Annotated in this window: 15 protein-coding genes; 6 read left to right on the top strand and 9 right to left on the bottom strand. The window is 59.7% G+C overall.

Annotated elements, in window-relative coordinates:
• Window positions 1–89 precede the first annotated feature (89 nt).
• From GTQ55_RS03665 to GTQ55_RS03680, 4 genes are read left to right on the top strand one after another with little or no spacing between them, the layout of a single operon-like run.
• On the top strand, window positions 90–2,228 hold the full coding sequence (locus tag GTQ55_RS03665) for a TonB-dependent receptor (protein ID WP_161857510.1): 2,139 nt from the start codon (window positions 90–92) through the stop codon (window positions 2,226–2,228).
• Between the two features lie 34 nt (window positions 2,229–2,262).
• On the top strand, window positions 2,263–3,789 hold the full coding sequence (locus GTQ55_RS03670; RefSeq protein WP_161857511.1) for a PepSY-associated TM helix domain-containing protein: 1,527 nt from the start codon (window positions 2,263–2,265) through the stop codon (window positions 3,787–3,789).
• Window positions 3,790–3,831: 42 nt separating this feature from the next.
• Window positions 3,832–5,151 carry a sensor histidine kinase gene (locus GTQ55_RS03675; protein WP_161857512.1) on the top strand — a complete coding sequence of 440 codons (1,320 nt, stop codon included), beginning with the start codon at window positions 3,832–3,834 and terminating at the stop codon, window positions 5,149–5,151.
• Entirely contained in the window at window positions 5,148–5,693 is a 546-nt protein-coding gene (locus GTQ55_RS03680; RefSeq protein ID WP_161857513.1) for a response regulator transcription factor, read from the top strand. The genes GTQ55_RS03675 and GTQ55_RS03680 overlap by 4 nt, the downstream gene beginning before the upstream one ends.
• A gap of 94 nt (window positions 5,694–5,787) precedes the next feature.
• Here GTQ55_RS03680 and GTQ55_RS03685 read toward each other — a convergent pair whose 3' ends face one another.
• Window positions 5,788–7,326, bottom strand: a complete 1,539-nt coding sequence (locus GTQ55_RS03685; protein WP_237567814.1) for a DUF7133 domain-containing protein — start codon at window positions 7,324–7,326, stop codon at window positions 5,788–5,790.
• Window positions 7,327–8,104: 778 nt separating this feature from the next.
• On the opposite strand from GTQ55_RS03685, the gene GTQ55_RS03690 reads away from it, so the two are divergent.
• Complete coding sequence (locus tag GTQ55_RS03690; protein ID WP_161857514.1) at window positions 8,105–8,692, top strand: HNH endonuclease; 588 nt, start codon at window positions 8,105–8,107, stop codon at window positions 8,690–8,692.
• A 49-nt stretch (window positions 8,693–8,741) separates the two neighbouring features.
• Here the strand turns inward: GTQ55_RS03690 and GTQ55_RS03695 are convergent, their stop codons facing one another.
• From GTQ55_RS03695 to GTQ55_RS03715, 5 genes are all read right to left on the bottom strand, one after another.
• Entirely contained in the window at window positions 8,742–9,755 is a 1,014-nt protein-coding gene (locus tag GTQ55_RS03695; protein ID WP_161857515.1) for a D-alanine--D-alanine ligase, read from the bottom strand.
• 10 nt (window positions 9,756–9,765) lie between these two features.
• Window positions 9,766–10,686 carry a penicillin-insensitive murein endopeptidase gene (mepA, locus tag GTQ55_RS03700; RefSeq protein WP_161857516.1) on the bottom strand — a complete coding sequence of 307 codons (921 nt, stop codon included), beginning with the start codon at window positions 10,684–10,686 and terminating at the stop codon, window positions 9,766–9,768.
• A gap of 104 nt (window positions 10,687–10,790) precedes the next feature.
• The gene (hisC, locus tag GTQ55_RS03705; RefSeq protein ID WP_161857517.1) at window positions 10,791–11,885 is read right to left on the bottom strand and encodes a histidinol-phosphate transaminase; all 1,095 of its coding nucleotides are present in this window, start codon (window positions 11,883–11,885) and stop codon (window positions 10,791–10,793) included.
• 74 nt (window positions 11,886–11,959) lie between these two features.
• On the bottom strand, window positions 11,960–13,000 hold the full coding sequence (locus GTQ55_RS03710) for an FHA domain-containing protein (protein WP_161857518.1): 1,041 nt from the start codon (window positions 12,998–13,000) through the stop codon (window positions 11,960–11,962).
• Complete coding sequence (locus tag GTQ55_RS03715) at window positions 12,991–14,364, bottom strand: S1C family serine protease (protein WP_161857519.1); 1,374 nt, start codon at window positions 14,362–14,364, stop codon at window positions 12,991–12,993. Before GTQ55_RS03715 ends, GTQ55_RS03710 begins: the two co-directional genes overlap by 10 nt.
• A 942-nt stretch (window positions 14,365–15,306) precedes the next feature.
• Here GTQ55_RS03715 and GTQ55_RS03720 point away from each other — a divergent pair.
• Window positions 15,307–15,774, top strand: coding sequence for a hypothetical protein (locus GTQ55_RS03720; RefSeq protein WP_161857520.1), 468 nt, complete (start codon window positions 15,307–15,309; stop codon window positions 15,772–15,774).
• Here GTQ55_RS03720 and GTQ55_RS03725 read toward each other — a convergent pair whose 3' ends face one another.
• The 3 genes from GTQ55_RS03725 to GTQ55_RS03735 form a co-directional block, all read right to left on the bottom strand.
• Window positions 15,775–18,261 carry a serine/threonine-protein kinase gene (locus GTQ55_RS03725; protein ID WP_237567815.1) on the bottom strand — a complete coding sequence of 829 codons (2,487 nt, stop codon included), beginning with the start codon at window positions 18,259–18,261 and terminating at the stop codon, window positions 15,775–15,777.
• 192 nt (window positions 18,262–18,453) lie between these two features.
• Window positions 18,454–21,123 (bottom strand): serine/threonine-protein kinase, encoded by a 2,670-nt coding sequence (locus GTQ55_RS03730; protein WP_161857522.1) that lies wholly within the window; start codon window positions 21,121–21,123, stop codon window positions 18,454–18,456.
• 119 nt (window positions 21,124–21,242) lie between these two features.
• Window positions 21,243–22,241 carry an FHA domain-containing protein gene (locus GTQ55_RS03735; protein WP_161857523.1) on the bottom strand — a complete coding sequence of 333 codons (999 nt, stop codon included), beginning with the start codon at window positions 22,239–22,241 and terminating at the stop codon, window positions 21,243–21,245.
• Window positions 22,242–22,263 lie beyond the last annotated feature (22 nt).

A 22,263-nucleotide genomic window follows, 5' to 3' on the forward strand; every position in this document is an offset into this window, starting at 1 on the left:
CACCCCCTGCGACAATATGGCGCACTTGCGCGCGGGGCTTTTTCGGTAGCATTTGCAGTCGAGATATAACGCTACACAAGGAAGAAGCTGTGCCCCGCCCTGCTGTCTTTTTACCTCGCTTTCGAACCCTGCCTGCCTTGATTGCCCTGACAGCCGCCGGCGCTGCCGGCGCTGCCAGCATTGATAACGCCCGGGAACCGGACAATGCTCTGGAACAGGTCATCGTCACCGCCACCCGTGAGGCCAAGGCCCGCTCCGAGCTGGCGGAATCCGTCGGGGTGATCAGCGAGGAGCAGCTGGAACATATCGCCCCGGCGCACCCGGCGGATGCCCTGAACCGGGTGGCGGGGGTGCATATAAACAACCTGGGCGGGGAAGGACACATGACCTCCATCCGCCAGCCCATCTCCACCGCCGGCGTCTACCTGTTCCTGGAAGACGGCATTCCCACCCGCCCAACCGGCTTCTTCAACCACAACGGTCTGTATGAGATCAACGTGCCACAAAGTGCCCGACTGGAGGTCACCAAGGGCCCGGCCTCGGCGCTCTACGGCAGTGACGCCATCGGTGGGGTGATCAACGCGGTGACCAAAGCAGCGCCCGATTCGGCGGAGGTCACAATCAACGGGGAGCTGGGTGCAGACGGCTGGCAGCGCGGGTTGATTAGCGGTGGCAACAAACTGGGTGAAAACAGTGCCTTCCGCCTGGACCTGAACCGCACCGCCAGCGAGGGCTTCCGCGAAGAGGCGGAGTACACCCGCACCTCCATGAGCGGTCGCCTGGACAGCCGGTTCGCCGAGGGCTGGGACAGCAAGACGGTGCTGTCCTACTCCACCATCGACCAGAGCGGTGTGTCCGGGCTGGAACAAGAGGACTATCGCAACGATGTACGCAAGAACCTCTACCACGGCGATATCGGCTACCGGGAAGTGGAGGCCTTCCGCCTGTCCTCCGAGCTGGCCTTTACCCCGGGCGATGACAGCCTGATCACCGCCACCCCATTTGTGCGCCACAACACCATGGCGATGATGCCCAGCTGGATGGTGACCTACGACCCGAATATCCGCGATACCGAGTTCAGTTCCTACGGCCTGCTGCTGAAGTACCGTCGCAACTTTGACCGCGGTGAAGTGATTGTCGGCGTGGATGCGGACTACACCCCGTCGGAGTACCGCGAGGAACGCATCAGCGTGTCCCGTGATGGCGAGTACTTTGTGGATTACGCGCGCACCGGCGAGCTTACCTACCACTTTGAAGCGGAGCAGACCTCAGTCTCCCCCTACCTGCATGCGGAGTTCGCCCCCAGCGCAAACTGGCTGTTGAGTGCCGGCCTGCGCTACGACGTGTTCGCGGTGGATTACGAGGACCAGCTGGGCACTCCCAATACCGATCCCGCCCATTTCCGCCCCGCGTCCCAGTCCCGCGACTACGACAACCTGAGCCCCAAACTGGGCGCAGTGTACAAGCTCAGCGACAATCACCAGCTCTACGCCAGCTACCGCCACGCCTTTCGCGCGCCCACCGTCGGCACCCTGTTCCGCCCGGGTTCCTCTGCGGGCACCACCGAGCTGGACCCGGTTACCAGTGTCAGCCAGGAGGTCGGCCTGCGCGGTATTGTCGGCGAGCGCGTGAACTACGAGGTGGCGGTGTACGAGATGACCACTGAAAACGACATCGTCAGTTACATCGAAGGTGATGATCGCAAGACCACCAATGCCGGTGAGACCAACCACAAGGGAGTTGAGGTGTCCGTGCAGGCGCCGGTGGGGCAGGAGTGGGAGCTGGGTGTTTCCTACGCGGCCATACGCCAGCAGTATGAGGACTTCTCCTATGTGCTCGGCCGGTTTGATCGAAGCTGTTTCTGCATGGTCAGCGAAAACCTGAACTTCGCCGGCAACGATATCAGCCGCGCGCCGGAATCCCTCGCCAACGTCACCCTGGCCTACACCCCCCAGTGGCTCGCCGGGCTGCGTATGGAGCTGGAGTGGTCCCATATGGGCGACTACTACACCGACGAAACCAATACCCGGAAGTACGCCGGCCACGAACTGTTCAACCTGCGCGCCACCCACGACGTTGGCGAAGACCTGTCCGTGTACGCGCGCCTGTCCAATATCACCGACGAGCGCTACTCCACCTACACATCCAACCAGGTGGGCGACGCAGACCTGAGCTACCGCCCGGGGTTGCCGCGCTCCCTGTTTGCCGGTGTGCGCTATCGCTTCTGAACCCGAATAAGAACAAGAGCTTAACGAGAGCAGTATGAACCTGAAAAAACAGTGGCTGGACTGGCACAACAAACTCGGTTGGTGGGCATTGGCGGGCATTCTGGTGTGGGCCATCTCCGGTATTACCCACCCGATGATGGCCTGGTTTGGCCCGTCCGCGGCCAAGTTCTTCCCGCCCTCGGTGAGCCTGGATGCTTCTGAACTGGGCAAGCTGCCGGCGCTGCTGGCCGACGGCGACAAGGTCAGTGGTGCGCGGGTGGTCAAGCTGGTACCTGGTGCTGGTGCGCCACTGTTGCAGGTGACCGATTCCGAGACGGACCCGCGCCGCTATTACCGCCTCGACAGCGGTCGCGAAGTCATCGATGGCGATCAGAACCAGGCGCGCTGGCTCGCTGCCTACTACAGCGGCCGTCCTTTGGAGCAGATTGCCGATATCCGCCTGCAGACGGGGTTCGACAATGCCTACCCCTCGGTCAACCGCCTGCTGCCGGTATACCGGGTGCAGTTCCAGGGCGACGACGACCTGACCCTGTTTATTCACACGGAAACCGCAGCACTGGCTTCCATGACCGACAGCAGTAAAACCCTGTTGCAGGGGCTGTTCCGACAGCTGCACACGTTTGCCTGGCTGGACGATCTGGAATACGGCCGCCTGATCCTGATCGGTCTGCTGATGCTGACGCTCACCGCCTTTGCCGCCACCGGCCTAGCCCTGGTTTTTGCTCTGAAGCAGAGAAAGATCCAAGACGGCAAACGCCGCTACCACCGCCTGCTGGGTTATGTGCTGTGGTTGCCACTGCTGGGCTGGTCCGCCAGCGGTTTTTACCATCTGCTGCAGTCGTCCCTGGTCGAGCCGGTGCAGGGGCTGCGCCTCGGTGAAGCGGGTGAATACCGCAACCTCACCGAAGACTTTGCCTGGGTGAAAACTCTGGATGGTCGCGCCATCAACAGCCTGTCACTGATCCGTGGCGCCGATGGCGTGCCCCTGTATCGGGTGGGGCTGGCGCCGGCGGAAAGCGCCGCGCCGGGCACCCGCAACCAGCGCTTTGATGGTCGCCCCTCGGAAGCGGGCTCCCTGTTTGTGGATGCGCGCAGTGGTCGGTTACTGGAGGATTTCGGTGACCGTGAGCAGGCTCAGTTGCTCGCCGCCCGTCTGGCCGGGGTAGCGTCGCAGGATATTGCGGACATGAAACTGGTGACCCGCTACGGGCCCGGCTATGACTTCCGCAACAAGCGTCTGCCGGTATGGCAGGTGGATGTGGCGAATGACGAAAACACCATGTTGTTTGTGGATCCGGTGACCGGCGTGCTGGCGGACCAGTCCCGTAGTATCGATCGCGCCGAGCGCCTCTCGTTTTCCCTGCTGCACAAATGGAACCACCTGACCCCGTTTACCGGCCGCCAGGCAAGGGATCTGATGATCGTCGCCACCCTGCTGGTGCTGCTTGCGAGTAGTGTGATCGGCGGGGTGATGCTGGCAGGCCGACGCAAGAAGCGTGCGCGCGGGCGCAATCCCGCGGCCGCCGGTACTGGCCCTGTGCCCGCGCCGGCGACACAATAGGGCTCTCTAAGGTTCTTTCGTTTTCCACAAGAGTCGGTCTCCGTGTCATCCACAGCGTCAACTCCCATGGTGAGGCCCCCGGCAGCGGGGGATAAAACCATTATTACCAACCTGCGGCGCCTCACCGCGCTGCGGGCTATTGCGCTGTCTGCGTATATCGGGGTCAGCCTGTGGCTGGCGGATGCCCTCAGCGGCGGTGCGCTGGTGTTTGTGTTGCTGGGGGTGTTAACCACCCTGGTCAGCGGCTGGCGCGCCCGCGGCAGTGTGGCGGTGGGCCGGCTGGAATTCTTCGGTCACCTGCTGATGGACTGGCTGTGGTTGCCGCCGCTGCTGGCGTTCAGCGGTGGTGCCGCCAACCCGTTCGTCACCTACCTGCTGGTCCCGTTAACCATCGCCGCTGCCACCCAGCCGCGTATTTACGCCTGGCTGATGGCCGCGATCAGTATCGCCATCTATACCGGCCTGATGGCGTTTTTCCCCGGTGTGGACGGAGGTCACAGTGCCCATGCCGGGCATGATATGGGGCATGCCGCGAATAGTAGCAGCGACTTCTACCGCCACCTGATCGGCATGTGGGCCACCTTTACCTTCTCGGCACTGTTGATTGCCGGTTTCGTCAACAGCATGGCGGAAACCCTGCGCAGCCGCGACCGTCACCTGCACCAGCTGCGCCAGGAGCAGGCGCGGCGGGACCAGGTACTGTCCCTCGGCACCCTCGCCGCGGGCACCGCCCACGAGTTGGCGTCACCGCTGCAGACCATGGGCCTGCTGGTGGAGGAACTGCAGGCGCAGCAGGGGCAGGCTGCGCCGGATATGGCCGAGGATCTCGCTCTGCTGCAGCAGCAGGTTGGCCTGTGCAAGCAGGCGTTGGAGCAACTGAAAATCCGCGCGCGCGACCCCGATGGCAGCGACGCGCTGCAACCGGTGGCGAAATTTATCGACCGCAGCCTGGAGCGCTGGCAACTGCTGCGCCCGGAAGCGCGCTTTGATCTCACCCGGCAGGGGCCGCTGGATTTCAACGCGCGCCTGCCGCTGACTCTGGAGCAGGCCCTGATCAATGTCCTCAACAATGCCCTCGATGCCTCGCAGGCCGCGGGCAACCAAAGCCCGGTGCGCATCAATGCGGACTGGAGTACTGACAATCTGCGTATTCAGGTTGCCGACAGTGGCGGCGGGCTGGACAGCGCTACAGAATCCGAGGGCTTTGGTATCGGGCTGATCTTGAGCAAGACCGCACTGGCACAGCTGGGTGGGCGGCTCACGCTGGCGACGCGGGAGAACCAGGCTGGCACCATCGCCACCATCGAGTTGCCACTGGAAACCGCGGAAAACCCGCACCCGCAGGAGGAGCGGCGAACGTGAGCAAGCGCCTGCTGATAGTGGACGATGAGCCGAGCACGCGCGACATGCTGGCGCGGGGGATGAGCCGACGTGGGTTTGAGGCGCGTGTTGCCGCATCGGTCGACGATGCGCTGGGACTGATTGCGCGCGAGAAATTCGATTGCGCGTTACTGGACCTGAAGATCCATCACGACAGTGGTCTGGAGCTGATTGCGCCGCTGCGGTCCGCCAACCCGCGTGCGCGGATTATTCTGCTCACCGGTTATTCAAGCATCCCCACCGCCGTGGCGGCGATAAAGCTTGGCGCCGATGATTACCTGTGCAAACCCGCCGCTGGCGATCAGCTGGAGGCGGCTCTGGTGGGAGAATCGGGCAACCCCGGTGATGAGCCCGACCTGCCGGAAGTTTCCAGCCTGCCACCTTCGGTAAACCGGCTTGCCTGGGAACATATTCAGCGGGTACTCGCGGAAAACCACGGCAATATTTCCGCAACCGCCCGCGCACTGGGGATGCACCGGCGAACCCTCCAGCGGAAGCTGCAGAAGCGCCCGAAGGGGCAGTAATCGGGATCGGCGGATTCTTTTCGAAAAGCCTTACCCGGTGCATGTGCGCCAACGAACCGGTCTCAAAGCGGAACCCGGGGCTTGGACCAAAGCCTCACGGCAAATAATGCTCCAGCTGGCGTCCGGCCCCCTTGATCTCCCGTTCCATCAGGTAATGCGCCAGCGCGCGCTTCTGACTGTCGCTGAATCCGTAATTCGGCATGGGTGGGGTGGGGGTATCGAAGTAGTCGGCCAGCTGTTTTAGCGTGTACTTGCGGCTCAACTCTTTGAGAGGCAGCTTTTCATGGCAGCGGGCGCAGTCCCGGCGTTCGAAAATCTGTGCACCCTGGCGGGCCGCGCCGCCGTCGATGGCAAGGGGCTTTTTGGGCGCGCTGATGGGCGGACGGTTGGTGACCGGGGCATCGACATTATTCTGGCTGGCTTCCCCCGGCTGTACCCGGTAAACCGCTCCCGCGTAATCATCGGAAATATAAATATTGCCGCGTACATCCTCGGCAATATCCACTGGTCGCCCGTACACCGTACTCTTGTCCGCGCCCAGAAAGCCCCACATAAAGTCTTCCGTTCGGATACTGCCATCCTGCTGCCAGTGCAGCGCCACCACCTTGTAGCCGTCTTTTACATCCCGGTTCCAGGAACCGTGCAAGGCAACCAGTGCTGACTCACGATACGCGTCCGGCTGCTCCGGGCTGCGCAGAAAGTGAATACCGAGCGGCGCATTGTGGGCGCGGAACTCGAACACCGGGGGAATGGAGGCGGCAATTTTCTGCTGCACCTCCCCCCCCTTGCCCACACCGAAGTCCGGGTCCGGTACCCGGTCACCATTGGCGTAGGGCCAGCCGTAAAAACCGCCCTGTTCAACGCGGTTCAATTCGCACGGCGGAAAGTCATTACCGAGCCAGTCGCGGCCATTGTCGGTGGCGTACAAGGCGCCATCCCTGGGAGACCAGTCAAAGCCTACGCTGTTGCGCAGGCCGGTAGCGTAAATCTGGAAATTGCTGCCGTCCGGGCGAAAGCGCATGATCGTTGCCCGGTGCGGGTCTTTTTCTATACAGACATTGCAGGTAGAACCGCTAGAAAGATACATCCAGCCATCCGGACCTCTATCCAGTGTTTTGGTCCAGTGGTTGCCGGAATCGGCGAGGCCGGTGACGATTTTCTGGTAGCTGCCAGCAATGCGGCCATCGGAGTGATCAAAGGGCACGCGCCCAACGCCGTTGCTTTCGGCGATATATAGCCAGTCCTCAAACAGTGTCAGGCCGTGCGGCCGTTGCAGGCCGTCGATCAGCACCCGTTGCCCATCGGACTTGCCGTCGCCATTGCGGTCGGTGAGCAGCAGGCTCACCTGTCCGAGCTTCGGTTGTGACACCAGCAGATCGCCGCTGCGCGTTACCGCCATAAAGCGTGCATTGGGCACCTGGTCGCTAAACAGGTGCAGGCGATAGCCTGGAGCCAGTCGCAATTGCTGCCCTACGGTTTTTTCATTGGTACTGGCACCGAGCAGTTGTCCCCAGGGCACGTTGATCCCGGGCACCAGCCCCGCTGCCACCGCGGCAATAAGGAGAATGAGGCAAATGGCAGCAAAAACTACCACCCGATAAAAAGTAAGCGTTTTATTCGACGAGGCACTCACGTTTGTCTTGATCTCGTAACAAAAGTAACTATAGTAAGGCGCTTAATGTCGCACGGTCGTACCAGTTGTGATACGCGCCAACCCCTTCTTTAAGACCTGTTCAGGTTAAATGTGACGCCGGTCACATGCTTGTAAGACATCTCTTACAACAAATTCAGCACTTTCCCACTACCCGAATTTCCTGATTCAACCATAATGTATTTGCAAGGACGGAGAACGGATTGCAACGGCGGCAAGGACAGGTCCCCAAGGAATGGAGACCGCGCTGCCAAGCTCGAAAGGATTCGGGCACCATCCTGTGAGACGCACCGCTTGGGCCGGATTGCTCAAGCGGTGTTTTACGTTGTGGGGTCGTGAAAACACGCTTTTCGACGTTCCTGCCTGTCTGCTGATATCTCTACAAGTCATTTTCCCCCCCATTATTATTTTTCCCTGCAAACCGGTATTTCGGTTTTTTTGCCGCTCTTTTTCGTCACCGCGGTAAAAGTGTCTGGAAATCGTAACAATCCTCCGCTTTAATCAGGACAGGACGGTCCAACAATGTGACCGCGGAGGATGACGCATTCAGTAACTTAGTGCTGTTACTACTGTTAACGCAACCACCTTTTCTCCATTGGTGGTCAAGCCTTCGTCGCCTCCAGATTTCGCCCCTTTCCTCCAGCTACGTTTTATTCCTCGCTCTTTTCCAACGCTTTCCCCGAATTTTTTTGCAAAGCCCCGTCCGGTTGCCCGCGGGGCTTTGTGCTTTTCGCCGTTCGCAATACCCGGAGGTGGACTCGTGCAAGCGCAAATCCTGAGGTTGAATCTCGCCGGACAGCCACTGGAGTGGCTGAGCTGGGAAGAGGCGGCGTGCCTCTATGTACGGGAGCTGGTGACCTGGACCATGGGCGGTGTAGTGCAGACTGTGCACGGCGGCATTAACCGGCAGGGAAAACGCTCTACCCTAGACCTCGCCGCCATCATTGCCTGCGGTGGTGACCGTATGGCACGCCCCCGTACCCGGCCACCACTTAATAACCGCGCGCTGTTCGCCCGCGACGAGCACACCTGCCTCTATTGCGGCAGCTGGTTCCCCATCCGCGAACTCACCCGCGACCACGTACACCCGGTGTCGAAAGGCGGTAAAGACGTGTGGGAAAACGTTGTCACCGCCTGCCGTCGCTGCAATCAGCACAAGGGCAACCGGCTGCTGGAGAATATCGAACTGGAATTGCTCGCACTGCCGTTTGCCCCCAACGCTGCGGAATATCTGGCGCTCACTAACAGCGCCCGGATTCGCGGGGATCAGATGGAGTTTCTGCGCGGGCAGTTTTCTCGCAAGCGGCAGGAAGGGTGGCTGGGGGATGGGTTACCGCAGGCCTGTTGAGCAGAGAGTTCTGCGTTGCTTGATGCGAGGGTGGCGCTTTCGTATTTAACTAGCGAACAGCGCTACGAATCAGGGCGCTGAGATAGGCACAAAAATCGTGTCCTTGATTCTGCAACATTTTCGGGAACATGGAGATGGAGGTCATGCCGGGGAAGGTGTTGACCTCATTGAGGTAAATCTCCCCTTCATCGGTCAGGAAAAAATCAATTCGCGACAGGTCTTTCAGTTGCAGGCCCACAAACGCCCGTTTTGACGCTTCCGCAATCCACCCCAGCTGCGCCTCTGACAAACCCTGCGCCACCACATGGGTCTGTGCACGGCTGCCTTCCGCGTACTTTTCCTCGTAGCTGTAGAATGTATCTTCCGGAGCGCAGACCTCTCCCGGCGGAGTAACCACCAACTCCCCCTCATAGGTGTACGCCGCCACTTCCAGCTCGCGCACCTTCAGGCACTTCTCCACCAGCACATACGATGAAAGTGTAAAGGCCTCCTGTAGTGCCTTTTCCAGCTCCTCCTCATCGCTCACCCTGTAGCAACCGACAGACGACCCCTGGTTGGAAGCCTTTACAAACAGTGTCCCCCACTTCGCCAGCGCATCCCGCGCCTTCGCAGATTCTTCCGCTGTATTGGTGCACAGGAACTGGTACGGCGTATTGTCGATGCCCAGCGCCGTGAGCCACAGCTTGGTAGTGATCTTGTTGAAGCAGATCTTGCTGGCCTCCGGGCCACAGCCGAAATAGGGCAGGCCGAGGATTTCCAGTTGCGACTGCAGGTCGCCGGTTTCACCGGGGTAGCCGTGTATGGAGGGGACGACATAATCCACTGGCTGGGCGCTGCCGGTCGCACTGTAGAGCAGCTTGTCCGAGCGCAGCTCCTGAACCTGGCCATTGCTATCCAGGAAGCGGCCGCTGTCGTCCATGGTGACGCGAGTCAGGCGGATGCCCGGTGCGCCCGCCAGTTCCCCCTGGATAAAGTCGGCGGTACGCAGGGAGACGTCATGCTCGCTGCCGCCACCACCACAAATCAGCAGTACGTGGATGTCTTGTTGGGCCTTGTCGCTCATTGGGCTCTCATCAATCGGTTACTGTGGCACGGCCGCGTTCTGACACCGCCGCTGGCGCTGCCAGTACCTGCTCGCACTGTGCGGGCATCTCTGGTTTTTCTGGTGGCTCTTCCGGTTCTTCCGGCTCCGGGCGATTCAGGATGGCGTAAAACTCGTCGCTAAACCACCAGTCCAGGCCGCCACCACAGGGTTTGCCGCGTACTTTCTTCTGGGGTTTACAGTTCTTGTCCCCCGGCGGACAGTTCAGCCGCACGTGGAAATGATAGTTGTGTCCCCACCAGGGGCGTACCTTGCGCAGCCATTCATTATCGCTGCCTGAAATATCGCACATTTTTCGCTTGATGGTGGGGTGGACAAAGATCCGCGCCACACGCGGGTCTTCCGAGGCAATGCGCAAAATACTGGGGATGCGGGGGTCCCAGTTTTTCTCCAGCAGAACGTGCTTGCGTGTATCTGCCATGGGAATCGCAGAGATATTGTCGCGCTCCCAGGACGATAGCGGGCGCCGGGCGGCGCGCTTGTCCTGGGAGAACCAGATATCCACATCCAGCCCCATCTGGTGGCTTTGGTGCCCGCTACTAAATGGCCCGCCGCGGGCCATGGACATATCGCCGATCTGCAACCTGCCGAGGTTGTTGTCCTCCACCGCGCTGGAAAAGTCCTTGAGGAATTCCACCAGGTACGGGTTGCCGTAATGCCGGTCGCGCCCGGTGCGCACCAGCTGGAAACCTTCCCCGCGCAACGGCATCTGCTCCGCACCACTCAGGCAGCCGTTACTGTAGCCGCCAATACTGGCTGGAAGCTGGTTGGAGGGCTTTTTTACGGCCTCCCAGGGATTTTGGGCGAAACTGCTGGCAGCAGCGCAAAGCGCAATCAGGGCGACACACGCGGTGGCGATGAACGGAGAATAGTGGCGGATGGAAGGAGGCATTTTTTACAGCAATGGCGTCGGTTAACAGATTAGTGCCCGGGGAAGTATAGAGGTTCCTCGAGGAACCTCTCTGGACTACATCTCGTAAAACGTGTCGACGGTTCCTAAAGAATTTCCCGACAGGCGCTTACCAGCGCTTCCATTTCCTCATCCGTGCCAATGCTGATACGCAAGTACTCACTAATCCGCGGCTTGTTGAAGTAGCGCACGATGATGTTGCGCTCGCGCAATGTCGTGAACAGTTCCTCGGCGGAAACCTTCGGCGGCTTGGCAAAGATGAAGTTGGCGGTGGAGGGCACGATATCGAAGCCCATCTCGCCCAGTGCGGCAACAGTGTACTCGCGGGTGGCGATCACCTTCGCGCAGTTGTCCGTCAGCCATTCCCGGTCGGCGATGGCCGCCGTCGCCACTTTCTGCGCGATACCGTCGATGGGGTAGGAGTTGAACGAGTTCTTGGCCCGGTTCAGGGCCTCGATCAGGTGCGCCTGACCCATCGCATAACCGAGACGCAGTCCCGCGAGCGCGTGGGATTTCGACAGGGTGTGGATTACCAGCAGGTTCGGGTAGCGGTCGATCAGTGCCGCCGCGCTTTCACCACCAAAATCGATATACGCTTCGTCGATCACCACCACCCGCTCGGAATGCAGTTGCAACAGCTTTTCGATTTCCGCGAGCGGCAGATAGCGGCCGGTGGGCGCGTTGGGGTTGGGGATAATCACGCCGCCAGCGCCGTCGATGGCGTAGTCTTCCACCGCAATGGAAAAGTCGTCCCGCAACGGCAGGGTGCGCGCTTCTATTTCGTAAAACTGGCAGTACACCGGGTAAAAGCTGTAGGTGATGTCCGGGTACAGCAGCGGCTCCGGGCGCTTGAAGAAACTGTAAAACGCGTGTGCCAGCACTTCGTCCGAGCCATTGCCCACAAACACCTGTTCCGGCTTCAGGGCAAACTGTTCGGCGATGGTCTCGCGCAGCTCGGTGGATTCCGGGTCCGGATACAGCCGCAGATGGCTCGCCAGGCCCGCTTCACCCAGCACCGCCTGGGCCCTGGGGGAGGGCGGATAGGGGCTCTCGTTGGTGTTGAGCTTGATCAGGCGCGCCGTGGTTTTGGGCTGTTCGCCGGGCACGTAGGGCTGGAGCCGCGCTACCGCGGGGCTCCAGAACGGGTTGTCTTGGGGCTGATCACTCATTTGATCGCTCATGCTGTCACTCCTTGGCTGGGCAAACTGGTCCAGCGGGCGGAGATTTTAAGCGCTGTGGACGCAGACTTCGACGGCTATTCGCCCTGGGTTTCCAGATTGTTGTCGGAAGCCGTCTTGCTGGAGGACTTTCCTCGCTTGTTTTTGCTTTTCTCGATGGGAATATCAAACAGTGCCGGGGTGCTGGCGAGGAACTCCTTCTGTGGCACCGGCTTGCGCCACAGGAAGTCCTTCGACTTCAGCTCCTTGGAAACCTCTGGTGCGCCGCTGAACTCATCCATCTTGCCGATCTCCACCGCCGCGGCAAAACCCAGGAAGCACCACGGCAACAGGATCGAGGCCACAAGCCGCCAGTGCGGGGCGATATTGAGCGCCAGATAGGCTGCACACCACAGCATTACCGGGATCAATATGGCGAGGACGAGAATATTCAGCAGCGGCATCACCTGATGCAGTGAGAAGTTGAAATTGAGCAGGGTGCCGAACCACTGCCACGCCGCGTACAACAGTGCGGCGGAGGCGGCGATGGAAAGGTGCGCAAGGAAATGTGACTCGTGTTTCACTACCTTGCCGATAAACGCCCAGGCTGCCGCGTAGATCAGCAGGCCGAGTACCGCATCGGTCAGCACCTCGACCGCACCGGTCCACTTGAACTCACTGGTGCTGCCGAGGTAGGCCATCCACAGGCTGAGTGCTGCCACCAGCACACACAGAGCAACGGCCACGGGTGTCGTTGCCAGACGGTCGAACACGGTCTCCGCCGAGTGCAGGGGAATGGCGGGCGGCACGCTCATCTCGGTGTCGATAAAGCGCAGCCGGCTCTTGCCAATCTGGATTTCATCGCCGCTCTCGATCAGGTGCTCGCGGATATTGGTGGGTTTTACCGACTTGTCGCGGAAATTGCGTATCAGGCGCATGCCGTTGAGGCTGTCCAGATCCCGCAGCACATAACAGCCGTCCTCATCGCGCACCACTTCCGCGTGTACCGGGTCGGCGTGGGGGTCTTCCACCATCACCGCATTGTCGTAGCAGCGGCCGATGGTGGTGCGCTCGCCGTCCATGCGGTAACGGGTACCCACCCGGTGGGCACGATTGATTTCTTCGATAATCAGTGCCATTGAATTTCGCTCGCAAACTTCTTGGTAAAGGCGGTAGCGGACTCCTGGGTGAATCCCGAAAGAGTGAAATGGCTCACCAGGGCGCGGTTGTTCTGGTCCACCGTGAGGCTCACGTAGAACACGTCATAGAGGTCCGGGAATTCTTTATAGCGGCGCACACAATAGGAAGTGCGCGCGATAACCGGCTTGCGGGAACCGCTGGACTGCACAGGCTTCTGGCTTTCCCCTGGCTGGTTGTCGCCGTTGCCCGCTTTGTTGCCGGCATCACCGTTGCGCGGATGACTGGTGAACTGCTGTTTGCAATTGAAGTCGGTCACATCGTCTTCCCCGGCGCTGTTGCCCGGGAAGAAGCCGCTCATATTCTCTTCATAGGCGGCGTAAAAGCGCGACGAGCGCAGGTCGTCGTCGGCCTGCAGCCAGAAGAACTCGTATTCCACCCGACCAGTATCAAAATCCTCCGACAGGTACACCACATCCTGCCCGGTGCAGCCCTTGGCCACCTGCTTGATGGGTTCGTCTTCATCGTCGCTGGAATTCCCCCAGCACTGGATCGACGGGACTATCTCTCCCACCACCTGCGCATCCCCCAGCGGCCGCAGCTGCCAGTCGGCGGCCAGCACCTCGTCGATGATGCGCTGCTGGTTCTGCTGCAGCTGGCGGTTGATCACCGGCTGTAGCTCCAGCGCGCCATTGCCGGCGGAGGCTTCTTTCTTGTAGTCCAGCAGCAGTGCCACCAGCTTGTTCACCGGCACCAGGAAACTGATCTGGTTACCCGCGGTGGCCACATTGATGCCCACCACCTGGCCATTGCGGTTGATCACCGGGCCGCCGCTCATGCCCGGGTTGATGGAGCCGGAGAAATGGATGCGGTCGTAAAAACTGCCGCCGGCGATACCGTTGTAGGTGCCGGGCACAATGGTCATGCCCAGATCCAGCGGATTGCCCATGGAGACGATGGTCTCGCCCTTGCTGGGAGACTTTGATGCCAGTCGCAGAAAGTCGCTCCCCGACTCGCCCTTCTGGCGCAGGATCGCGAGGTCGTTGATCACATCCACATCCAGCAGCTCCAGCTCGCCCTCCTTGCCGTCGACGGACAGGTACTTGAGCGCGTACTTCTCCGGGTGGTGCACCGCCTCGGACACCACATGGTAATTGGTGGCAATCAGGCCGTCGGTGGAAATCTGGAAGCCGGAACCCAGCCCCGCCTTGGAATTGGACGACAGCTCGATCAGGCGGATCTGGTACAGGCTGCCGCGGTAATCGCTGTACAGCTGCTCGTAACTCTGCGCCAGCACCGGGCCGGCAGTGCACAACAGCAGCAGGGCCAACAGGGGTGAAAGCAGACGCTTGTAAAGGTTGGACATATTTTGTGGTGCTTATCGGTAGCGAAAATTCACAGCCGCGCTCCCCGCCAGTAGTCGGCGTCCACAAAAGAGGAAAAAAGCGACGGCACAACAGGCTGATTTCATTGTGGCCGAAATGTCGGCCGATAGTACGGGATCGGTCACAACCCAACAAGCGAGCCGGGCGCGCGCCGGCCGCGGATTAAAAACCGTTATCGACAGTTGAGTGTAGTGAAGCTCGCGCGGGTCCGTGTAATTCACGGTCCCGCAAGCGGTGATGTGAGTGGTTGCTTCGGTAAGAGCGCTCGCCATATCTGACATTACCGATTGCTGTAATGGCGTGTAATGGCTTGTGATCGAACTGTAATGGGGTTCTGCGTAAAGTGCTCACCAAGGTTGAGGGGGACGCGATGCCCGGCCATCACAGGAGCCGCGGCAAGGTGGATTGCAGACACCCCGGCACCGGTGACCATCACGGAAGGTGGCACAAGGAAAGCGACGGAACTGCTTTCCGCACCGGATCCGGCACAGCGCCTCTCAGCCATATTTGCCAAAGGATTGGTAGTTACCTGTCACCGCATGAGCCTGGGGATGGGTAATAAATCAGGAAGACTTCGGCGCAAGCTGAACCGTCAGGCCGGCCCGGTAACCACAGAGCCTAGGAAGCCGGGATCGTGGAAGGGCCTGACAGAGGCAAGGATGCCTCATTTCGCTCTTGATAGTGTTGTTGTAACCGTAGATGGCTGGGACCATCTTTTTAATACCGGCAGTAAGTTCGCTTACTGCCGGTTTTTTTTGGCAAAAATCTGCGGAAGTTTGTGTAGAAAAATGCCAAGCGGTTGCAGTAAGCTGTGTGACGCAGTTCTCGTTCTGAATCTGTGTTTGTTTTCAAAAATGTTTCAAGACCAACGATCACCCTGGGCGGTTTGCAGGGATAATAGTCATAAATTACAGGATAGAAAGATGACCGAAGCAACCGAAGCCGTAGAAGCCTGCATTGAAGTGCCCGCGCAGGGTAAAGTTGAGATGAACTTCACCCTCGAGCCCACCGGTGCCGACCAGAAGTGGATTCTGAAGGATGACAATGGTGATGAGTGGGACACCATCTGCGTGAAGTTCGATGGAGTGAAGAACGGGGGCGTTGGCAAATCCGGGAAGGCCGAGCTGACGATCCAGATGGTCAACACCGATCTGGTATTCAAGAAGCTGTCGGGCAATATCGACGGTATCAGTATCTATGATGTGATCAACGAAGGTAACGAAGGGATCTCCAACTGCAAGGTCGACAGCCAGAACGCGCAGGAGCTGAAGATGGTGCTGAAGGCCAACAAGCAGACCTCCAGTGGTTTTTCATTCAAGTGGGTAGGGCAGGATCAGAGCGGTGAGACGGTCTATTCGGCTGACCCTGATGCGCGGCTCGAACCGCTCTGATCAGTCGCAGATAGCGTTTCTTACCTGCTCTGAAATCTGGGGCTGGGGGCAGAGCTGTTGGAAGGCCGGAAGGTTGAACCACTCTGCGCTCATGCCCTGCACTAATAACTGTTCAATATAGTAATTGGCTGAACTCCTTTCGCCTGCTAAGGCATAAATTTGTGCCGCGTTATATTTAATATCGGTATCTTCCGGAGCTTTCTTTAAAAGCTCGAGTATTAAAGGTATAGCTTCACTCGAATGGTTCATGTTGGCTAGCGCAACGGCTCTATAACGCGCGGATTCTAGGTCTTCTTGTTCTTCAGTTAGATGTAGAATTTTATTGAATGTATGCTGCGCAGTACCATTGTTATCAAGCATCAAATAGGTTTCTGCAACCTGTCCTAGGGTGGGAACATCCTCTGGCACTTTTCTAAGAACTTTTTGGTAGGTGTTCAGGGATTCTTGATACTTCTGCTGTAAAAAGTAGACGACACCGAGATTGGAGCTCGTGCGCCAACCGCGCAATTGCTCTGGAATTGAAGTTATCGCTTTTTCCGCGGTTTCCAGATTGCCGCTTTCCAGTTCGATTACACCCAATGCGGAATAGGAAGACCAGTGCTCCGGAAAGGTTGTAATGGTCTTGTTCAGGGTGACGCGCCCATTGTCATAGTTACCGCTGGCTATCTGGTTCAGGGCAATAAGATAAAGGTTATCAGCAGATGGATTGAGTTCAGCAGCTTCTCTCGCATATTTTAGGCCTGACTCATAATCCCCATTTCGGTAGTGGTTTCGAGCGCGCTCACTCAGCAGTTCGGCGAGTGGGAAGTCCGTCGTTTCAAGTGTGGATATTAACTGCTGGTATTGCTCTGGGTAGTCACCCAGGCCATAGATGAATAGTTTGAGCCTGCTTGTTAATACTTTGGAAATCCCAAAGTTATCTGCCTTCTCAAGTGTCCGCAGGGCGGACTCCAAGTGTGTTGTATTGCCGCCAAGCACAAATAGTCGCGCGGCTACGTCAGATATGCTTTGGTAGAGATGCGCATTGCGTGGGTATCGATCGCTCAGTGATGTGAGGTCTCCGAGATCTTTTTCATCAAGAGCTTTGGCTTCCATTCGGTCGAGAATGTCGAGATAAACTCTGTAGTCGTCATCAGACATGCTTACCTGTTTAAGTAGCTCCCGCTGATAAGCTGGAGGGAACAACAGGGCAGCGCTATTGCTGGTGCGATACTGCGCCTCTTGTTTCTTGTCCGTCAGGAAAGTAAAACTCTCCTGTCGTTTAATCTGATTGTTCTCCGGTGCGATGCGCTGCAGTGAGATTTCGCAGCGTGCTCGGGCACAATCGAGCTGTGCGAAGAGAGCATCGGTTACCCCTTTATCCTTCAGTTTTTTAAGTTGCGTCTCAAAGTCCTGCCCCTCCTTCGGGGTAAAACTCACCAATGCACTCGCCTTCAACTGCGAAACTGAATTCATCAAAGCCTGCCGCACCATGGTCGCGGTCAGCGCCTTGGCATTTTCCTCGCCGCGAATCTCGCCGTTGATTTCCACCGGCATCACCGCAATATACTGCGGCTCCAGCCGGGTAATTTCCTTCCAGCCCCAGTAACCACTCGCACTCAAAACCAGCACCGCGGCCACACCCGCCAGTGCCCGCTGCCAGCGGCGGCGGCTTTTGACTTTGTGGTGGGTAAACAGGTCGGTGAGCGTTGCGGTGAAGTCTTCGGTGTCGCTTTCCAGCCCCTGTTTGTACAGCAGTTCAAACCCCTGATACACGATCAGCGCACTCTGCGGGCGCTGGGTGGGGTCTTTGGCGAGGAGTTTGTCCAGCAGTACGGCCAGCGGTTCGGGGATACCCGGCCACGCCTGTTGCGGCGGGATATGGGGTTCGCTGGTGATGCGGCTGGCCATGGCCAGGGCGCCGCCCTCGTGTTTTTCAAACGGGCGGCTGCCGCACAGCAGTTCAAACGCAATGGTGCCGAGGCTGAACAGGTCGCTGCGGGCATCCAGGGGTTTGCCCTGGATCTGTTCCGGCGACATGGCGGTGATGGTGCCGGCGAGCTGGTTCTCGGCGGTGAGGGTTTTCTCGTCCAGCTGCTGGGATTTGGCGATGCCGAAGTCGGTGATCTTGGCCACCGGCTCGCCCTTGCTGTTCTCGGCAATCAGGATGTTGTCGGATTTCAGGTCGCGGTGAATGATGCCGAGGTTGTGGGCTTCCGTGAGTCCCTTGCAGATCTGCATCAGCAGGCTGAGTTTCTGCTGCAGGCTGGGGCGGCGCTCGCGCATCCAGGCGCGCAGGGTGGTGCCCTCGATATATTCCATCACCAGCGCAATGCTGTCGCCTTCTTCAAGCACATCGTAGAGGGCGACGATATTGGGGTGGTTGAGCTGGGCGAGCAGGCGCGCTTCCTGCTGGATGCGGTCGCGGGCGTTCTGGCTGGCGGCGTCGTCCTTGAGCTTTTTGATCGCCACCTGACGGTGCAGCTTGCGGTCTTCGGCCAGGTACACAATGCCCATGCCGCCGGCGCCCAGTGTGCTCTGGGTGCGGTAGCGGTCACTGGCTACGGGATCGGGTGTGGCCTTGAGGCCGGCCTCGGGATCGGCAATATCCATCTGCGTGTGTTCTTTTTTAGAGCCTGAAAAGACCGCCCTGGCCGTTACCCCTGGCCCGGGCGTGCGGTGAGGTTCGCGGAATTGCTGTTACAGCTTCGCGCTGGTCTCGCCGCTGCGGGCGATCTGGGAATCGCCCGCGCTGTTTTGTTGTTCATTGTTGTGTTCGGCGCCGCCACAGAGACCCGGGTATTGCTGCCGGAGATCGTTGAAGGCGGGCATGTTGCAGATTTTGACAAACCGCGCGGTGCAATACCAGACGGGGGAGATCCCCTGTTCCAGGGTTTTGCGGATATGCGCCTTGGCGGAGAGCAGGTCGCCGGTGGTGATATACACCTGCGCGCGGGCGTAATTGGTGTAGAGGTCGTCCGGGGCGTCGCGGCGGATCTTGAGCAGGTTTTCCACCGCCTTCTCGCCTTCACCCAGTTCGGCGTAGGCGCGGGCCTGCATCAGCAGGCCTTCCCAGTCGCTGCGGCCCTGGGTGAGTTGCAGTGCCTGCTGGGCAAAATCCCGGGCGCGTTTTGTTTGTTGCTGCTCGCGGGCGATCTCGGCGCGGTACAGCAGCGGGTCGGCGTCTTTGGGGGCCAGCTCGGAGACCCGTTTAAAGCAGGTCTGCGACTGCGCGTACTGCTTCTCGATGTAGTAGGCCAGGCACAGGTTGTAGGTGTCCATGGGGCCGATGCGGTCGAGGCCGGCCTCGGTGAGCAGGCGGATGGTCTCCTGGGCGCGGCCGGCGTCGAGCATATTGCCCGCGAGCAGGGAGATGGCGTCGATGGATTCGCTGTTGAGGGCGATGGCCTCCCTGAGTACTTCGTTGGCCGCGGGCATATCCCCATCGAGGGTGAGGATCAGGGCTTTCTGGTCGAGGTAGATGTAGCTGGTACGCAGGGCGAGGGCGCTGTTGATACTTTCCAGGGCGCGGCTGTAGTCCCCGCGCTGCTGGTGGTACATGGCACTCAGCTGGTGGTAGCTGGCCTTGTCCGGCAGGACCAGCTTCAGCTTTGCCAGCAGCGCCTCGGGGCGGCCGGGGTTGTCGCGCAGCATGGACAAGCGCAATTCGCTGATCAGCAGCTCCGGGGTGTCATCGAGCCGGGCCGGGGCCTTTTGCAGCAGGCGGGCGAGGCGCTCGTGGGCTTCCGCGGCGCGGGTGTTGAACTCCTGGTCGATGGCCATCTCGGCGTACAGCTCGTACAGCGGCGCAAAGCTGGGTGCGCGTTTCTGCAGGCTGTCCAGTTGATCGAGGAGATCGCCTAAATGGAGATAGTCGTGGCGGCGCTCGTAGATTTCCAGGTAGGTGAGGTAATCCTCGGCGCCGATCAGGTTGGCCTGGTTGGCCGCTTTTGCCGGGTAGTCGGACAGCAGGCTGTCAAGCTGGTGCAGGGTGCGGGCACGGCTCTCCAGGCCCTCTTCCATGGAGAGGCGGGTGCTCTGGCTGCCGATGACGGCGAGGGTGTCGCTGTCCAGCAGCTCCAGCGACAGTTCACAGCTGCGGCCCTGGCAGTCCACATCCGGGATCAGCAGCAGGTCCGCATTGAGGGAGTTCGCCTGGTTGGCGAGGGGCTGGCCGGTGAGCTTGCGGGACTCGGAATAGGAAATCAGGTGCAGCCCGCGGCGGCCTGACAGCCCTTGCTTGAGCGCATTCTGCACATTGCCGATCAGCAGGCGCTGGTTGTGGGAAAGGCTTTCCTGCCCGCGTACAGCCGGCTCCAGCACCGCAATATAGTGGCCTTTCTGGGATTCTGCGGGCGGCGAGTACAGGGAAATGCCGAGTACCACGGCGATGCTGGCGGCGCAGGTCGCCAGTGCACCGGCGGTTATTTTGGCGGCGCGGGCAAATTTGCGGCGCGGCTTGTGGGGGCGATGGAAGTAGCTTTCCGACGTCACCGTGGCGGTGAGGCTGTGGGTGCGGGTAAAGCTGGTGCCGCTGCCGCGAATCTGCTGCAGCAGGGATTCCAGCTCCGCGGCCACTTCGGCGGCATTCAGCGGGCGCTGCTCGGGCTGTTTTGCCAGCAACCGGTCCAGCAGCTCGCAAACCGCGAGGGGTAATTCCGGGGCCAGTTTCGAAGCCGGCGGGTGCGGACTTTTGACGATGCGATCGACAATCACATAGGGGCTGTTGTTGTCGCCGAACGGGTTCTGCCCGCACAGCAGGCGGTAGGCGACCACGCCGAGAGCGAACAGGTCGCTGCGGTTGTCCAGTGGTTTGCCCTGGGCCTGTTCCGGTGACATGGCGCCCCAGCTGCCGGCCACATGCTGCTCGCGGGTGAGGCCGCTGTCTTCCCGCCAGTTTTTGGCAATGCCGAAGTCGGTAATCTTGATGGTGCCATCGCTGTCCACCAGGATATTTTCCGCTTTCAGGTCCCGGTGGATGATGCCCGCACCGTGGGCGCGGGACAGGCCGGCGCAGATCTGTTTGATCAGCTGCAGCTTTTGCGGCAGGTCCAGAGTGCGCTCGCGCTGCCAGCGGTCGAGGCTGCAGCCGTCCACATATTCCATCACCAGCGCGATACCGCTTGCGTCCTCCACCACGTCGTAGAGCTGCACGATATTGCTGTGGTTGAGTTGCGCGAGCAGCAGGGCCTCGCGGCGAATACGCTCGCCGGCGTTGCTGCTGTTGGGATTGCGTAGCAGTTTTTTGATCGCCACTTTGCGGTTCAGGCGTTCATCGGTTGCCAGGTACACCACACCCATTCCGCCGGAGCCGAGCCTGGCAGTGGCGTGGTAGCGGCCGATGTAGAAAGGTAACTGCTCTGATTGCATGGTATTGACTGCGGTAATAAATCTACGGGTAAACCGCCGTCCGTGGATAGTGAAGCCCGCTGTGAGCGGGCGTAAAGTTACATCGCGTATTCCGTGCGACTACCTTGCTCGCGAGCCGCTCACGCTGGCTCCGGGGCTACGGCGAATTCGCCGGTGCTGGCCTCCAGCTCCTCTTTCTGGGACCCCTTGAAGATGTCCAGCTGATAGCAGCCCAGGCGCATTTCATAGGCTCGGCGTTCGACCAGCCGCGACGTGTCGATGGCGTCCGGCAGGCTGTCGGCAATCTGTTTCCGGGCGCGAAAAATCTGCGTATTCAGGTGGTTTACCGTGATCCCGAGCTCGCGGGTGGCCAGGTCGATGGCGACCCAGCCCTGATCGGGTGCATCCACGTTGCGTTGAATGTCGCGAATGCGCGCCCGTGCAAGATACAGCAGCAGGTAGTTGTGGGTGCGTGCCGCAAGGTCCAGGCGCATATCGTCTTTCGCCAGCTGCAGCTGAATGTGCTCTTCGTGGTGGCTGACGGTAAATCGCAGACGGAAATCCGATACGCACAGGTTTTTGAACGAGAGCTCGGTAGTGGTGCTCTGGCTGGCGGCCAGGAACAGTTCCCAGCTGTGGTGGGCGCAGTCTACGCGGCCACCGTGATTGACGACCTTGGCACTCTCGCCGTGCTCGGGGCTTTCGAGCAGCTCGTAGATCCATACACCGTTGATCGGGTTGAAGTGCAGGCTGGCAATCGGTTCGTGTTCGTCCGGCAGCAGGTGGTAGGACTCCAGCGGCTGGCTGTCGCCGGTGTCGATGTCGATCAGCAGATTTTCCGGCGGGTCGAGGTTTTCGACTCGCCACACGGGGTTATTGGCGCGGCCAAAGGCCAGCTTGTCGCCCAGGTGCAGCTGCTGGTTTTTGGCAGGAATCAGTTGCTGGTCATTGACCCAGGTGCCGTTGCGGCTGAGGTCGCGAATGATCCAGTGACTGCCAGTCCATTGGATGGCGGCGTGTATGCCGGATATTTCCGGCAGGGTGATGCGTGTATCGGCAACCCCCTGGCGGCGGCCAATAGTGTGGTGCGCCATCAGGTAGACGGGCTGATCCCGATCAGGATGTTGCAAGCTGGCCATGTTTAGTCCCTTCCCCAATAAA

The sequence above is a fragment of the Microbulbifer hydrolyticus genome (genome assembly GCF_009931115.1).
Taxonomy (GTDB): domain Bacteria; phylum Pseudomonadota; class Gammaproteobacteria; order Pseudomonadales; family Cellvibrionaceae; genus Microbulbifer; species Microbulbifer hydrolyticus.

Bases quoted from the DNA above. Each gene is read 5' to 3' on its own strand.
- GTQ55_RS03730 (WP_161857522.1), bottom strand. From the start codon at position 21,123: ATGCAATCAGAGCAGTTACCTTTCTACATCGGCCGCTACCACGCCACT.
- mepA (WP_161857516.1), bottom strand. From the start codon at position 10,686: ATGCCTCCTTCCATCCGCCACTATTCTCCGTTCATCGCCACCGCGTGT.
- GTQ55_RS03720 (WP_161857520.1), top strand. From the start codon at position 15,307: ATGACCGAAGCAACCGAAGCCGTAGAAGCCTGCATTGAAGTGCCCGCG.
- GTQ55_RS03670 (WP_161857511.1), top strand. From the start codon at position 2,263: ATGAACCTGAAAAAACAGTGGCTGGACTGGCACAACAAACTCGGTTGG.
- hisC (WP_161857517.1), bottom strand. From the start codon at position 11,885: ATGAGCGATCAAATGAGTGATCAGCCCCAAGACAACCCGTTCTGGAGC.
- GTQ55_RS03735 (WP_161857523.1), bottom strand. From the start codon at position 22,241: ATGGCCAGCTTGCAACATCCTGATCGGGATCAGCCCGTCTACCTGATG.
- GTQ55_RS03710 (WP_161857518.1), bottom strand. From the start codon at position 13,000: ATGGCACTGATTATCGAAGAAATCAATCGTGCCCACCGGGTGGGTACC.
- GTQ55_RS03695 (WP_161857515.1), bottom strand. From the start codon at position 9,755: ATGAGCGACAAGGCCCAACAAGACATCCACGTACTGCTGATTTGTGGT.
- GTQ55_RS03715 (WP_161857519.1), bottom strand. From the start codon at position 14,364: ATGTCCAACCTTTACAAGCGTCTGCTTTCACCCCTGTTGGCCCTGCTG.